The organism is Streptomyces subrutilus (assembly GCF_001746425.1).
In the GTDB taxonomy this organism is placed as follows: Bacteria; Actinomycetota; Actinomycetes; order Streptomycetales; family Streptomycetaceae; genus Streptomyces; species Streptomyces subrutilus_A.
The window spans coordinates 5,175,636-5,189,709 of record NZ_MEHK01000001.1 but is presented as its reverse complement, the minus strand read 5'-3'; the positions used below and the strand labels follow the sequence as shown (position 1 = coordinate 5,189,709).

The window sequence follows — 14,074 nt, the reverse complement described above, 5'->3', positions numbered from 1 at the left end:
CAGACGGCACGCTGACCACTGCTGTCCAGCCCGGAGGATCAATGACCCCGCCCCCCGCCTATCCCGATGCGTACGGAGATTCGTACTCGGAAGGCGACCAGCCGCTGGTGCGTCCGTACGCGATGACCGGCGGCCGGACCCGGCCCCGCTACCAGCTCGCGATCGAGGCCCTGGTGAGCACCACGGCCGATCCGATGCACCTGTCCGGCCTCCTCCCGGAGCACCAGCGCATCTGCACCCTGTGCCGCGAGGTCAAGTCGGTCGCGGAGGTCTCCGCACTGCTGTCGATGCCGCTCGGTGTCGCCCGGATCCTCGTCGCCGACCTGGCGGAGGCCGGAATGGTGGCCATCCACCAGCCGGGCAATGGAGAGGCCGGCGGCACGCCGGACGTCACACTGCTCGAAAGGGTGCTCAGTGGACTTCGCAAGCTCTAACGGAAGCCCTCCCGCAGCGGCGACTCGCTCCACCACCTCCGCGAAGATCGTGGTGGCGGGCGGCTTCGGCGTGGGCAAGACCACGTTCGTCGGAGCCGTTTCCGAGATCAACCCGCTGCGCACCGAAGCCGTCATGACCTCCGCCTCGGCGGGCATCGACGACCTCACCCACACCGGTGACAAGACGACCACTACGGTCGCGATGGACTTCGGCCGCATCACGCTGGACCAGGACCTGATCCTGTACCTCTTCGGTACGCCGGGCCAGGACCGCTTCTGGTTCATGTGGGACGACCTGGTCCGCGGCGCCATCGGGGCGATCGTCCTGGTCGACACGCGGCGCCTCGCCGACTGCTTCCCCGCCGTCGACTACTTCGAGAACAGCGGCCTGCCGTTCGTCGTGGCGCTCAACGGCTTCGAGGGGCACCAGCCGTACACCCCGGAGGAAGTCCGCGAGGCCCTGCAGATCGGCCCGGACGCCCCCATCATCACCACCGACGCCCGCCACCGCGCGGACGCCAAGAGCGCGCTCATCACGCTCGTGGAGCACGCCCTCATGGCGCGGCTCAAGTAGCGGCGTGCGCATGCCGTACCCGGCGGGGCGGGCTGTGTCATACGACACGGCCCGCCCTTCTGGTTCATAACGTTTCGACAGACAATTGACGCCAGTTGGCAACGGGGTGCGTTCGGCTGGTGCCGCTACGCGCACAACTCCCCCCATTTTTGCCGCAGGACGCTCTTTATGTCCGATTTATGTGGGGCATAAGGCTCTGGGAATGGCCGATTTCAACTGTTTGGAACAGGGCCGTCAACCGTGCTGGAATTCAACGAACTAGCTAGTAGCACCGCCGAGAGGTTGTTGGTCGAGTGAGGCGAAGCAACACGAGCCCCGCGGATGAACCCGCGCGCGGCAACTTCACCCCGCCGCCGCGAGCGGCCGCGTCGCCCGTCGACGTGCCCGTGGAACCGCCGGTGAGCGGCGGGAGCACCAGCAGGTTCTCGCCCCGCAACTGGCGTGTGCCGACCCGTCTGAACGCCATCCTGCTCGTGCCGGCCCTCGTGGGCCTGGTCATGGGCGGCTTCCAGGTGAAGGGCTCCGTCGACACCTGGAACGAGGCCAAGGACGCCGAGAAGATAGCCAGGGTCGTCCAGGCCTCCTCGGAGTACAGCCAGGCGCTGCTCAACGAGCGCGACCTCACGGCCGAGCCGCTGCTGAGCGGCAACCCGAACAGCGAGATCGTCACCAAGGCCCGCGGCACGACCGACGCGGCCAAGGTGAAGTTCGACCAGGCCGTCCAGGACATGCCGAAGAACCTGGGCATGGAGCGACGGCTGGACCTCTTCCGCGGTGACGAGCCCAAACTCAAGACGGTCCGCGAGACGGCGTACGCCGCCGGGGCCGAGACCGCGAAGAAGAACCTCCCCACCGCGCCGGGCCCCATCCCGACCGAAGAGGGCTATGTGCTGGTCCAGCACTACCTCATGCAGTTCTCCAACGAACTCGGCCTCGGCACCGGAAACGTGACCTCGTACGGCCGCATGGTCTACGCGATCCAGCTGGCCAAGGCCGCCAACTCGCTGCAGCGTGCCGTCGGTACGCACCTGCTGGTCCGGCCGAGCGCCAACGAGGAGATCCGCAAGAGCCAGCTCGTGGCCTTCTCCTCCTACGCCTACCTCGAGGAAATCGCCATCGGCGAGTACGTCGCGGCGGGTACCGAGGAGGACGTGGAACGCCTGAAGCAGGTCATGCAGAAGAAGTCCGACGAGGGCGCCGAGAAGCTCGCCACGGCCAAGGCCAAGGCCGAGGAGGCCGGCGTCCGCTTCGTGCCGCCGCCCGTGGCGGCCAACAAGTCGGTGCTCACCGGCATGACCGAGGCGATAGCCAGCGGCGAGAACAAGACCAAGCTCGCGGCCGGCGGCACCACGCCGATGGCCTGGCAGGCCGCCGCCACCGCCAAGTTCGACGGCTACGACGAGATCGAGAAGGACCTCCTCGACAAGGCCGTCAAGGACGCCGTCGCAGTCTCCGACGAGGCCCGCACCGACGCCATCGTCAACGGCGCCATCGTGGTCGTGGCCCTGCTCGCCGCCTTCATCATGGCCGGTCTCATGGCCCGCCAGATGGGCCGCGCGATGCGCCGCCTGCGCGCCGCCGCCTTCGACATCGCCGAGCAGCGCCTGCCGATGCTCGTCGACCAGCTCTCGCGCACCGACCCGGGCAAGGTGGACACCCGTGTCCAGCCGATCCCGATCGACTCCCAGGACGAGATCGGCGAGGTCGCCCGCGCCTTCGACCAGGTCCACCGGGAAGCGGTCCGGCTCGCGGCCGAGCAGGCGCTCCTGCGAGGGAACGTCAACGCGATCTTCACCAACCTCTCCATGCGCAACCAGTCGCTGATCGAGGGCCAGCTGACCCTCATCACCGACCTGGAGAACAACGAGGCGGACCCGGACCAGCTGGAGAACCTCTTCCGCCTGGACCACCTGGCCACCCGTATGCGCCGCAACGGCGAGAACCTCCTCATCCTCGCGGGCGAGAACCCGGGCCGCCGCTGGGACCAGCCGGTGCCCCTCGTCGACGTCCTGCGCGCCGCCTCCTCCGAGGTGGAGCAGTACGAGCGCATCGAGCTCTCGGGCGTCTCCGACGCCGAGATCCACGGCCAGGCCGTGACCGACCTCGTGCACCTGCTCGCCGAGCTCCTGGAGAACGCCACCACGTTCTCCTCCCCGCAGACCAAGGTCCGCGTCACCGCCACGCGCCTGCCCGACGGCCGCGTGATGGTCGAGATCCACGACAAGGGCATCGGCCTCACCGCCGAGGACTTCGCGGACATCAACCACAAGCTGGCCAACCCGCCGACCGTGGACGCCGCGATCTCGCAGCGCATGGGTCTGTTCGTGGTCGGCCGGCTGGCGGACCGCCACAGCATCCGCGTCCAGCTGCGCCCCTCGGGCGAGGCGGCCGGCACCACCTCGCTGATCATGCTCCCCGACGCCATCACCCACGGTGGCGGTGGCGAGGGCGTCCCGGACGACGACTTCACGGTCTCCTCGATCATCCCGCAGCAGCAGGCCCAGCAGGCCGCCCCGCTGCGCACGGCGGCGGAGCTCGGGTTCGACGACTCCCGCTACGACGAGCAGGGCGGCGACGTCCGCGACCTCGACCCGGTCGGGCGCTCCCTCGTACGCGAGGAGCGGCGCGCCGCGCTGGAGACCCAGGTCGGCTACCCGCAGGAGCAGCAGTACGACCAGGCCGGCCAGGAGTATCCGGAACCTCAGCCCGAGCACGGCTACCAGCCGTACCAGGGCTACGAGCAGCAGTCCGAGCAGGGCTACGACGGCTCGTACGAGGCATCGCAGGCGCAGCAGGGCCAGCAGGGCTACGACGAGTACCCGCAGCAGGGCTACGGCTATCCGGAAGCCGGCTACGAGGACCAGCAGCAGGCCACCCCGGACTACGACGGCGGCTACGACTCCCGCTCGCAGCAGGCCGAGTGGCCCGGACAGAACACGTATCCGGCCGCCTACCAGCAGGGTTACGGGACCGAATCGGAATCTCCGGCCGTCCCCGAACCGGCTGCGGAGCGCGTAGGCTTCGACCGTCCGGGCGCCGCTGCCGACACCGGTCACCAGATGACCGGAGCGGGCCTGCCGCGACGCGGCAGCCAGCAGCAGTGGCAGCCGGCACAGCAGGAAGCGGAGTCCACCGGGTCCCTCTTCGAGCAGCGGCCGCAGCGTCAGCAGCAGCCCGCTGGACCGGAGCGGTCCTCGGAGGAGAAGGAAGCCGGCACGGCCTGGCGCTCGGGCAACGACGAGCGCTGGCAGCAGGCGGCCAAACTCCGTGAGCCGAAGGCGGGCGGGGTCACCCCGTCCGGTCTCCCTCGGCGGGTGCCCAAGGCCAACCTGGTCGAGGGCGCGGCGGAGACGACCCCGCAGGGCGGCCCCCAGGTCTCCCGCGCTCCGGAGGACGTCCGCGGCAGGTTGAGCAACCTGCGGCGCGGTGTCCAGCAGGGACGCAGCGCGGGATCTGAGCAGTCAAGTAACAGCTATGACCAGGAGCGTTAGTGTGAGCCCGATGAGCCAGGCGGCACAGAACCTGAACTGGTTGATCACCAACTTCGTGGACAACACCCCTGGGGTGTCCCACACGGTGGTGGTCTCCGCCGACGGACTCCTTCTGGCGATGTCCGACGGGTTTCCGCGCGACCGCGCGGATCAGCTGGCGGCCGTTGCCTCCGGACTGACCTCGCTGACCGCCGGAGCCTCCCGCATCTTCGAGGGCGGCGCCGTCAACCAGACCGTGGTCGAGATGGACCGGGGGTTCCTTTTCCTCATGTCCGTCTCGGACGGATCCTCGCTCGCGGTGCTCGCGCACCCCGAGTGCGACATCGGCCTCGTAGGCTACGAGATGGCTCTTCTGGTGGATCGTGCGGGCAGTGTCCTGACCCCGGACCTGCGCGCCGAGCTGCAGGGAAGTCTTCTCAACTAGCAGACAGGCAGTGCGTTTCGCGCCATCGCACCATAGGGTGCGGTGGCGCGGTTCCACAGGGAGTACTGCGTTCTTGGAGTCGGAGGAGGAAACGTGACAACACCCGGAGGTCATCCTTATGGCGGCGCTCAGCAGCCGCAGGGTGGGCAGCACGACCAGAACCGCTTCAACTTTCCCTCTGCTCCCAGCCGGCCCGTGCCGGAGCACAACCCCTACCAGCAGCAGCCGTACGGCCAGCCCCAGCAGCCTCAGGTGCCTCATCAGCAGCAGCCTCCGCGCGCCGCGCGTCAGCCGGCTCCGAAGGCCCACAACCCGCTGGTGCGCCCGTACGCGATGACCGGCGGCCGTACTCGGCCGCGCTACCAGCTCGCCATCGAGGCGCTGGTCAGTACCACGGCCGACCCCGCGCGGCTGCAAGGGCAGTTGCCCGAGCACCAGCGCATCTGCCGTCTGTGCCAGGAGATCAAATCCGTCGCGGAGATCTCGGCACTTCTCTCCATTCCTCTTGGTGTCGCCCGCATCCTCGTCGCCGACCTGGCGGAGGCGGGCCTTGTCGCCATTCACCAGCCCGGCGGCGACGAGTCTGCCGGCGGCCAGCCAGATGTGACACTGCTCGAAAGGGTGCTCAGTGGACTTCGCAAGCTCTAACGGCGGAGCGACTCGCTCCACCACCTCCGCGAAGATCGTGGTGGCGGGCGGCTTCGGCGTGGGCAAGACCACGTTCGTCGGCGCGGTCTCCGAGATCAACCCGCTGCGCACCGAAGCCGTGATGACCTCCGCCTCGGCGGGCATCGACGACCTCACCCACACCGGTGACAAGACGACCACCACGGTCGCGATGGACTTCGGCCGCATCACGCTGGACCAGGACCTGATCCTGTACCTCTTCGGTACGCCGGGCCAGGACCGCTTCTGGTTCATGTGGGACGACCTGGTCCGCGGCGCCATCGGGGCGATCGTCCTGGTCGACACGCGCCGTCTCGCCGACTGCTTCCCCGCCGTCGACTACTTCGAGAACAGCGGCCTGCCGTTCGTCATCGCCCTCAACGGCTTCGAGGGGCACCAGCCGTACACCCCGGAGGAAGTCCGCGAGGCCCTGCAGATCGGCCCGGACGCCCCCATCATCACCACCGACGCCCGCCACCGCGCGGACGCCAAGAGCGCGCTCATCACGCTCGTGGAGCACGCCCTCATGGCGCGCCTGCGCTAGCGCCGGGGCTCGCCCCGCCGAACAATGCCGTAGGGCCCCCGTGTCGGACGACACGGGGGCCTTCGCGTGCGCTCAGAGCCGGCCTACGCGCGGAGCCGGCCTACGCGGAAGGCCCCGCACCCTGGAGGGTGCGGGGCCTTCTCGGCGCGGGTGTGCTCAGCCCTGCCAGCTGTGCGGGGCGCGGAAGCCCGGGGTGCGCTCCAGGCGGCGCCAGCCGGCCTGGGAGCGGGGGGCGGGGACGGTCTCGGGGGTGGCGGCCGCACGGGCGAGCAGGATCGCGGTGATCGCGGCCAGCTCCTCGGGCTCGGCGTTGCCCTTTTCGACGCGCAGCAGGGTGTCGGTGCTCATCGGTGGCTTTTCTCCTCTTACTGCGGCGGGTTGCCGTGCTTGCGGGACGGCAGGTCGGCGTGCTTGTTGCGGAGCATCGAGAGCGCGGCCACGAGGGTCTCGCGGGTCTCGGCGGGGTCGATGACGTCGTCGACGAGGCCGCGCTCGGCCGCGTAGTACGGGTGCATCAGCTCGGCCTTGTACTCCTTGACCATGCGCACGCGCATGGCCTCGGGGTCCTCGGCGTCCGCGATCTGCTTGCGGAAGATGACGTTGGCGGCACCTTCGGCGCCCATGACGGCGATCTCGTTGGTGGGCCAGGCGTAGGTGATGTCGGCGCCGATGGACTGGGAGTCCATGACGATGTACGCGCCGCCGTAAGCCTTGCGCAGGATCAACGAGATCCGCGGGACGGTGGCGTTGCAGTACGCGTACAGGAGCTTGGCGCCGTGGCGGATGATGCCGCCGTGCTCCTGGTCGACACCCGGCAGGAAGCCGGGGACGTCCAGCAGCGTGATGATCGGGATGTTGAAGGCGTCGCACATCTGGACGAAGCGCGCGGCCTTCTCGGAGGCGTGGATGTCCAGGACACCGGCGAGGTGGCCGGGCTGGTTGGCGACGATGCCGACGACCTGTCCGTCCATCCGGGCCAGGGCGCAGATGATGTTGCGGGCCCAGCGCTCGTGGATCTCCAGGACGTCGCCCTCGTCGACGAGCTCCTCGATGACCTTGAGCATGTCGTACGGTCGGTTGCCGTCGGCGGGCACCAGGTCGAGGAGGACCTCGGAGCGGCGGTTCGCCGGGTCGCTCGTCTCGTGGACGGGCGGGTTCTCGCGGTTGTTCGAGGGCAGCATCGAGATGAGGTAGCGGACCTCGGAGATGCAGGTCTCCTCGTCGTCGTACGCGAAGTGCGCGACGCCCGAGGTCTCGGCGTGCACGTCCGCGCCGCCGAGGCCGTTCTGGGTGATCTCCTCGCCGGTCACCGCGCGGACCACGTCCGGGCCGGTGATGAACATCTGCGAGGTGTCCCGGACCATGAACACGAAGTCCGTGAGGGCCGGGGAGTAGGCGGCGCCGCCGGCGCAGGGGCCCAGCATGACCGAGATCTGCGGGATGACGCCCGAGGCCCTGGTGTTGCGCTGGAAGATGCCGCCGTAGCCCGCGAGGGCGGAGACGCCCTCCTGGATCCGGGCGCCGGCGCCGTCGTTCAAGGAGACCAGCGGGGCACCGGCCGCGATGGCCATGTCCATGATCTTGTGGATCTTGGTGGCGTGGGCCTCGCCCAGGGCGCCGCCGAAGATGCGGAAGTCGTGGGCGTAGACGAAGACCGTGCGGCCCTCGACCGTGCCCCAGCCGGTGATGACACCGTCGGTGTAGGGCTTCTTGCCCTCCAGGCCGAAGCCGGTCGCGCGGTGGCGGCGCAGCTGCTCGACCTCCTTGAAGGAGCCTTCGTCGAGGAGCAGCGCGATGCGCTCGCGGGCGGTCAGCTTGCCCTTGGCGTGCTGGGTCTCGGTGGCGCGGTCACTGGGGCCGCGCCGCGCCTGCTCGCGCAGGGAGTGCAGCTCGGCCACGCGCCCACGGGCGTCCGTCGGCTCGCTCGGGGTCTGGTCCACAACGGTCATGTACCGACCTTACGAAGATCGCGATGAAAAACCTCCGTTCATTCCGCACAGTCTCGGGAGTCTTCCGCTGTCCGGCCCGCACAGTACGACCGGAGGAACCAAGGACTCCGCCAGACGAGACCTTCGTCCTTTGTGCCTCTTCCACAAAACAGCCCGACCTGCGGCCCAGATGTTGAAATTTGAACGGAATAGGCCTAGCGTCGTTCCCGTTGAAGTCGTTGAACATTCAACAGAACTGCTCGACCCCACCAAGGAGCACGTCATGGGCCTCTTCACCCGCCGCAGCCAGGACACCCTCACCACCACCGCCCCGACCGCGGTGGACCCGGCGCTCGCCGCCCTGACCGGCGACTACGCCATCGACCCCGCGCACAGCAGCATCGGCTTCACCGTCCGCCACGCCATGGTCACCAACGTCCGCGGCGGCTTCGACTCCTTCGAGGGCAGCCTGCACCTGGACGGCAGCGACCCAGCCCGCTCCACGGCCTCCATCGACGTGACGATCGGCTCGGTCAACACCGGCATCGGCGACCGCGACGCCCACCTGCTGGGCAGCGACTTCTTCGACGCCGAACTCTTCCCGCTGATGACCTTCCGCTCCACGCGGGCGGCCCAGCTCGGCGGCGACGCGTACCGCGTCACCGGCGAGCTGACGATCAAGGACGTCACGCGTCCGCTCTCCATCGACCTGGAGTTCACCGGATCCGCCAAGGACGTCTACGGCAACGAGCGCGTCGGCTTCGAGGGCTCCGCCGAGATCCTGCGCTCCGACTGGGGCCTGACCTGGAACGCCGCGCTGGAGGCGGGCGGTGTGATGGTCAGCGACAAGGTGAAGCTCGGCTTCGACATCTCGGCCATCAAGCAGGCCTGACCGGCGCACCCGCGGAACACGGGGGCGGTTACCAGCCGCCCCCGCCGTCGAATCCGCCCCCGCCGCCGAAGTCCCCGCCGCCGAAGTCGGACGGGTTGAAGTCCGCGCCGGAGACGTCCCCGCCCTCGAAACCGCCGCCCATGCCGCCGCCGAGGTCCGAGGCGTAGGCCGGGCTGGACATCATCGAGCCGAGCATCGTGCCCATGAGCAGCCCGGGCAGCATGCCGCCGCCGAAGTAGCCGCCGGCCCAGGGGCCGTAGGCCGGGCCCGCGTCGTAGTACGGGCGCGGCCCGTGCTCCGTGGCGACCGTTCGGACCGCCGGGTCCAGGCCGTCGCGCAGCCGGACGGCGTCCGCCGCGCAGACCGGGACGGTACGCGGGGCCCCGCCGGCCGGGGCCCACGAGGCGTCCTCGGTGCTGGGCCCGTGCCGCGGGTCGAAGAAGCAGGGCGAGCGGCGCTCGGGCAGCGGCCTGCGCTGCCGGCGCGCGTCCAGGGTGGCCAGGGCGAAGCGGCCGTCCTCCAGGGCCTGGGTGACCCCCGTGACCTCTTCCGGGTAACGCACCGAGCCCATGATCCGCTTGGCCTTCTCGTAGGAGTCGAGCCCCTGCTCGTAGTCCTTGCGCATGGCGTCGTCGGCGCCGGGCTCGCCGGGGTGGAAGTCGAGGCGGTCGAGTTCCTCGCCGAAGGCCGTGATGTCCTCGTCGACGACCACGCTCAGCCGCTCGACGGCCTCCCGCCTGGCCTCTTCCTTCTTCTGGCGGTTGCGGCGGACCAGCGCGTACGCACCGCCGCCGCCGACCACCGCCACCGCGCCGAGCGCGACCAGGCCCGCGACCGGGGTGCCGCCGTCCTCGCCGACGCTCCCCCAGGAGGCCGGGGCGCCGCCCTTGACCTGGGTCAGGGCCTGGTCCACGAAGTTGTTCAGCTGCGTGCCCGCGTCCACCGGGCCGCCCGTCTTCACGGCCTCGGCGAGGTTGTGCACGGCGTTGGCCGGCATCACCGCGCGGTCCGCGCCGGCGTTGAAGCCGTCGCCGAGCCGGACCGCGTAGAGCCCGGTGATCCCGGTCTCGGCGCGGACCGCGCTGAGCACCTTGTCCTGCGGGAACTCGCCGGTGGCCGGCAGCACCGCCACGAACACCGGCTTCCCGGCGTCCTTGATCTTCTGGGCGAGCGCGTCCGCCTCCGCCTCGGGCAGCTGCGCCTCGGCCCGGGGATCGACGTAGACGGGGCCCTCCTGGAGGGCCTGCGCCACGGCGGCGACCCCGGTGGCCGCCGACGCCCGTGGCGCGGCCACCAGGGCGGCCCCCGGCAGGGCCAGCAGCAGACCGGCGAGCACCGATCCCATACGTACGGATATCAGCCTGGTCCTCATATAACCGACGCTACCCGAACCGGTACTTTCCTGTGTGAGCTGGACATAAGCCCACCCTCGGCCCGGCCGCGGGCCGCCCCGTACCCGGGTGGGGACTACTCCGCCGGCTCCACGCCCGCGTGCAGCAGGCCGTAGGTGAAGGCGTCCTCCAGGGCCTGCCAGGAGGCCGCGATCACGTTCGGGGCCACGCCGACCGTGGACCACTCGCGCACGCCGTCCGTCGTGGCGACCAGCACGCGGGTCGTGGACTCCGTGCCGTGCGTGCCCTCCAGGATGCGGACCTTGTAGTCGACCAGCTCGAACTTGGCGAGCTGCGGGTAGAAGCGCTCCAAGGCCACCCGCAGGGCGCGGTCCAGGGCGTTGACCGGGCCGTTGCCCTCGGCCGTCGCGACGATCCGCTCGCCCTTGGCCCAGAGCTTGACCGTGGCCTCGTTGGCGTGGGTGCCGTCCGGGCGGTCCTCGATGATCGCCCGCCAGGACTCGATGCGGAAGTACTTGCGGGACCGGCCCTCGGCCTCGGCCCGCAGCAGCAGCTCGAAGGAGGCGTCGGCGGCCTCGTACGTGTAGCCCTTGAGCTCGCGCTCCTTGACCCGCTCCACGACCCGGGAGATCAGCGCGCGGTCCCCGCCGAGGTCGACGCCGAGCTCCTTGCCCTTGAGCTCGATCGAGGCGCGGCCGGCCATGTCGGAGACCAGCATGCGCATGGTGTTGCCGACGCGCTCGGGGTCGATGTGCTGGTAGAGGTCCGGGTCGACCTTGATGGCCGATGCGTGCAGGCCCGCCTTGTGCGCGAAGGCGGAGACGCCCACGTACGGCTGGTGCGTGGAGGGCGTGAGGTTGACGACCTCGGCGATGGCGTGCGAGATCCGGGTCATCTCGGCGAGGGCGCCCTCGGGGAGCACCGTGCGGCCGTACTTGATCTCCAGGGCGGCCACGACGGGGAAGAGGTTCGCGTTGCCGACGCGCTCGCCGTAGCCGTTGGCCGTGCACTGCACGTGGGTGGCGCCCGCGTCCACGGCGGCGAGGGTGTTGGCGACGGCGCAGCCGGTGTCGTCCTGGGCGTGGATGCCGAGGCGGGCGCCGGTGTCCGCGAGGACGGTCGCGACGGTCGCGGTGATCTGGGCGGGCAGCATCCCGCCGTTGGTGTCGCAGAGGATGACGACGTCGGCCCCGGCCTCGTGGGCGGTGCGCACGACGGACTTCGCGTACGCGGCGTTGGCCCGGTAGCCGTCGAAGAAGTGCTCGCAGTCGACGAAGACGCGGCGGCCCTGGGCCACCAGGTGGGAGACCGTGTCGCGGACCATCTCGAGGTTCTCGTCCAAGGTGGTGCGCAGGGCGAGTTCGACGTGGCGGTCGTGGGACTTGGCCACCAGCGTGATCACCGGGGCGCCGGACTCCAGCAGGGCCCGCACCTGCGGGTCCGCGGCGGCCGTGCCGCCCGCTCGCCGGGTCGCGCCGAAGGCGACCAGCTGGGCGTTCTTGAAGTCGATCTCGGCCCGGGCACGCGCGAAGAACTCGGTGTCGCGGGGGTTGGCGCCGGGCCAGCCGCCCTCGATGAAGCCCACCCCGAAGTCGTCCAGGTGCCGGGCGATCGTGAGCTTGTCGGCGACCGTGAGGTTGATGCCCTCGCGCTGCGCACCGTCGCGCAGCGTGGTGTCGAAGACATGGAAGCCGTCGTCGAGGACCGCTGCTGCCGCCTCTGGTGTCGTCGTCATGCTGATCTGACTCCTGTCGGATGAGTGGTTCCGGATGCCCGCCGAAGGGGGCAGGCCGCCGTCACTGCCCCCATCATCGCGCGCGGTCGGGTCCCGGCAGGGTCGGGCCGGGAAACGAAAAGACCCCTCGCGGGTAGCGAGAGGTCTGCGCGCGGGTCCGAGGCACGGTGGCCGCTTCCGCGAAGTTCTTCCGCGGTTCAGCGGCCACTGGGGACCGGCGCGCTGCTGGCGATAATCATGAGCTGAGCAGGCACGCTCGCAGTGTGCCACACCGTTCGCCGTCCGTGGACGCCGATCTCACGATGCGGGCACTGCTTCAGTGGTGCGGGGCGAGGGACTCCGTGAGGAACTCGCGTACGTGGTCCAGGATCGCCTCCCGGTCCAGCGTGGGCAGGCCCACCGCCAGCTGGATGCTGAACCCGTCGAGCAGGGCCCGGATGCGGGCGGCCGCGCGGTCGGGGTCCACCGGGCGGAACTCGCCGCGCGAGACGCCCTCCGCGAGCAGGGCCACCAGGTCGCGGTGCCAGGCGCCCTCGATGGCGGCCTGGCGGTCGCGCTCCTGGGGGCCGGCGTTCTGGGAGCGGTTCCAGACCTCCAGCCACAGCGTCCAGTGCGGGTCGCGGGGCTGCGTGGGCACGTAGAGGTCGACGTACGCCCGCAGGCGCTCGCTCACCGGGCCGCGGCGGGAGAGCAGCGCCCGCCGCGCGGTGCCCAGTTCCGCCTCGCTCCACTCCAGGGTCTGCAGCAGGAGCTCGTCCTTGCTGCGGAAGTAGTAGAGGAGGTGGCCGCTGCTCATGCCGACCTCGCGGCCCAGTCCGGCCATGGTGAGGCCGTCCAGGCCGCGTTCGGCGATCGTGGCCATGGCGGCGACGAGTACGTCCTCGCGCGGGGGCGCGTTCTTGCGCGCCGCCCGTACCGGTACTCCACCCGCCGCCATGGCCCACTCCTCGTCGCTCCGCGCCGGTCCCGGTCGTCAGACCTTCGGCTGCTGCTGGGTGATGCAGTGGATTCCGCCACCCCCGGCGAAAATCGTACGTGCGTCAACGAGTGTCACGGTCCGCTCGGGGAACAGTCCGCGGAAGATCTCGGCGGCCTCCTCGTCGCGCGGGTCGTCGAAGGAGCACAGCACGACGCCGTCGTTGCACAGGTAGTGGTTGATGTAGGAGTAGTCCACCCACTCCCCGTCCTCCTCCAGCACGGTCGGCGCCGGGATCTCCACGACCTGGAGCTGCCGGCCGCGCGCGTCCGTGGACGCCCGCAGGAGGGCGGCGATGGTCTTGCACCGCTCGTGGTCGGGGTGGGCGGGGTCGGGCTGGGTGTGCACCATCACCACGCCGGGGCGGGCGAAGGCCGCGACGATGTCCACGTGGCCCTGGGTGCCGTAGGTGCCGTAGTCCCCGGCCAGGCCGTACGGGAGCCAGATCGCCTTGGTGGTGCCGAGGTGGGCGTGGATCTCGGCCTCGACCTGCCGGCGCGACCAGCCGGGGTTGCGGCCCTCGCCGAGCTGCACGGTGTCGGTGAGGAGCACGGTGCCCTCGCCGTCGACGTGGATGGCGCCGCCCTCGTTGACGAGCGGGGTGCTGTACGTACGGGTGCCTGCCACGTCCGAGACGTGCCGGGCGATCTTCGAGTCGTGCTCCCAGCGGGCCCATTCCTGGGCGCCCCAGCCGTTGAAGGTCCAGTCGACGGCCGCCAGCCCGCCGGCTCCGTCGGTCACGAAGGTCGGGCCGATGTCTCGCATCCAGGCGTCGTCGAGCTCGCGCTCCACCACCGTGAGCGGGTGGCCCTCGCCGGCCCCGGCGATCGCGCGGGCGTTCTCGGCGTCGCCCGGCGAGACGACGAGCGTCACGGGCTCGTACGTGCGCACCGCGCGGGCCACGGCGCCCCAGGCCTCGCGGGCCTCGGCGAGCTCCTGCTCGTTGGTGAAGGTGGGGTTGGGGCTGGGCCAGGCCATCCAGGTGCGCTCGTGGGGCGTCCACTCGGCGGGCATCCGGAAACCGTCGTTCACGGGCTGTGCGGTCATGGCAGGGAAGT

General features: G+C 70.4%; 13 protein-coding genes. 7 read left to right on the top strand and 6 right to left on the bottom strand.

Annotated elements, in window-relative coordinates; all coding sequences use genetic code 11:
* Positions 1-41: 41 nt before the first annotated feature.
* The 6 genes from BGK67_RS24480 to BGK67_RS24455 all read left to right on the top strand — a co-directional run bounded on the left by BGK67_RS24480 (position 42) and on the right by BGK67_RS24455 (position 6,133).
* Positions 42-434 (top strand): DUF742 domain-containing protein, encoded by a 393-nt coding sequence (locus tag BGK67_RS24480; RefSeq protein ID WP_007266775.1) that lies wholly within the window; start codon positions 42-44, stop codon positions 432-434.
* Complete coding sequence (locus BGK67_RS24475; protein ID WP_079154352.1) at positions 415-1,008, top strand: GTP-binding protein; 594 nt, start codon at positions 415-417, stop codon at positions 1,006-1,008. Before BGK67_RS24480 ends, BGK67_RS24475 begins: the two co-directional genes overlap by 20 nt.
* 293 nt (positions 1,009-1,301) lie before the next feature.
* Positions 1,302-4,499, top strand: coding sequence for a sensor histidine kinase (locus tag BGK67_RS24470; protein WP_069922097.1), 3,198 nt, complete (start codon positions 1,302-1,304; stop codon positions 4,497-4,499).
* 10 nt (positions 4,500-4,509) lie between these two features.
* Positions 4,510-4,923, top strand: a complete 414-nt coding sequence (locus BGK67_RS24465) for a roadblock/LC7 domain-containing protein (protein WP_030037347.1) — start codon at positions 4,510-4,512, stop codon at positions 4,921-4,923.
* A gap of 93 nt (positions 4,924-5,016) precedes the next feature.
* Entirely contained in the window at positions 5,017-5,571 is a 555-nt protein-coding gene (locus BGK67_RS24460) for a DUF742 domain-containing protein (protein ID WP_079154351.1), read from the top strand.
* Positions 5,552-6,133 (top strand): GTP-binding protein, encoded by a 582-nt coding sequence (locus tag BGK67_RS24455; RefSeq protein WP_069922095.1) that lies wholly within the window; start codon positions 5,552-5,554, stop codon positions 6,131-6,133. The genes BGK67_RS24460 and BGK67_RS24455 overlap by 20 nt, the downstream gene beginning before the upstream one ends.
* Before the next feature lie 156 nt (positions 6,134-6,289).
* Here BGK67_RS24455 and BGK67_RS24450 read toward each other — a convergent pair whose 3' ends face one another.
* Both BGK67_RS24450 and BGK67_RS24445 read right to left on the bottom strand, forming a co-directional pair.
* The gene (locus BGK67_RS24450) at positions 6,290-6,481 is read right to left on the bottom strand and encodes an acyl-CoA carboxylase subunit epsilon (protein WP_069922094.1); all 192 of its coding nucleotides are present in this window, start codon (positions 6,479-6,481) and stop codon (positions 6,290-6,292) included.
* A 17-nt stretch (positions 6,482-6,498) separates the two neighbouring features.
* Positions 6,499-8,082, bottom strand: coding sequence for an acyl-CoA carboxylase subunit beta (locus BGK67_RS24445; protein ID WP_069922093.1), 1,584 nt, complete (start codon positions 8,080-8,082; stop codon positions 6,499-6,501).
* A gap of 262 nt (positions 8,083-8,344) precedes the next feature.
* Between BGK67_RS24445 and BGK67_RS24440 the strand changes: the two genes are divergently transcribed.
* Positions 8,345-8,953, top strand: coding sequence for a YceI family protein (locus tag BGK67_RS24440; protein ID WP_069922092.1), 609 nt, complete (start codon positions 8,345-8,347; stop codon positions 8,951-8,953).
* A 28-nt stretch (positions 8,954-8,981) separates the two neighbouring features.
* Here BGK67_RS24440 and BGK67_RS24435 read toward each other — a convergent pair whose 3' ends face one another.
* The 4 genes from BGK67_RS24435 to BGK67_RS24420 form a co-directional block, all read right to left on the bottom strand.
* Complete coding sequence (locus tag BGK67_RS24435) at positions 8,982-10,325, bottom strand: hypothetical protein (protein ID WP_069922091.1); 1,344 nt, start codon at positions 10,323-10,325, stop codon at positions 8,982-8,984.
* 95 nt (positions 10,326-10,420) lie between these two features.
* The gene (gene cimA / locus BGK67_RS24430; protein WP_069922090.1) at positions 10,421-12,040 is read right to left on the bottom strand and encodes a citramalate synthase; all 1,620 of its coding nucleotides are present in this window, start codon (positions 12,038-12,040) and stop codon (positions 10,421-10,423) included.
* Between the two features lie 316 nt (positions 12,041-12,356).
* Positions 12,357-12,977, bottom strand: coding sequence for a TetR/AcrR family transcriptional regulator (locus tag BGK67_RS24425; protein WP_069922089.1), 621 nt, complete (start codon positions 12,975-12,977; stop codon positions 12,357-12,359).
* Positions 12,978-13,013: 36 nt separating this feature from the next.
* Positions 13,014-14,063: an agmatine deiminase family protein gene (locus tag BGK67_RS24420; RefSeq protein ID WP_069922088.1), complete on the bottom strand. Its 1,050-nt coding sequence runs from the start codon at positions 14,061-14,063 to the stop codon at positions 13,014-13,016.
* Positions 14,064-14,074: the final 11 nt, after the last annotated feature.

Coding starts and splice junctions, on each gene's coding strand:
- BGK67_RS24445 (WP_069922093.1), bottom strand. CDS start 8,082: ATGACCGTTGTGGACCAGACCCCGAGCGAGCCGACGGACGCCCGTGGG.
- BGK67_RS24450 (WP_069922094.1), bottom strand. CDS start 6,481: ATGAGCACCGACACCCTGCTGCGCGTCGAAAAGGGCAACGCCGAGCCC.
- BGK67_RS24435 (WP_069922091.1), bottom strand. CDS start 10,325: ATGAGGACCAGGCTGATATCCGTACGTATGGGATCGGTGCTCGCCGGT.
- BGK67_RS24465 (WP_030037347.1), top strand. CDS start 4,510: ATGAGCCAGGCGGCACAGAACCTGAACTGGTTGATCACCAACTTCGTG.
- BGK67_RS24440 (WP_069922092.1), top strand. CDS start 8,345: ATGGGCCTCTTCACCCGCCGCAGCCAGGACACCCTCACCACCACCGCC.
- BGK67_RS24420 (WP_069922088.1), bottom strand. CDS start 14,063: ATGACCGCACAGCCCGTGAACGACGGTTTCCGGATGCCCGCCGAGTGG.
- BGK67_RS24425 (WP_069922089.1), bottom strand. CDS start 12,977: ATGGCGGCGGGTGGAGTACCGGTACGGGCGGCGCGCAAGAACGCGCCC.
- BGK67_RS24480 (WP_007266775.1), top strand. CDS start 42: ATGACCCCGCCCCCCGCCTATCCCGATGCGTACGGAGATTCGTACTCG.
- cimA (WP_069922090.1), bottom strand. CDS start 12,040: ATGACGACGACACCAGAGGCGGCAGCAGCGGTCCTCGACGACGGCTTC.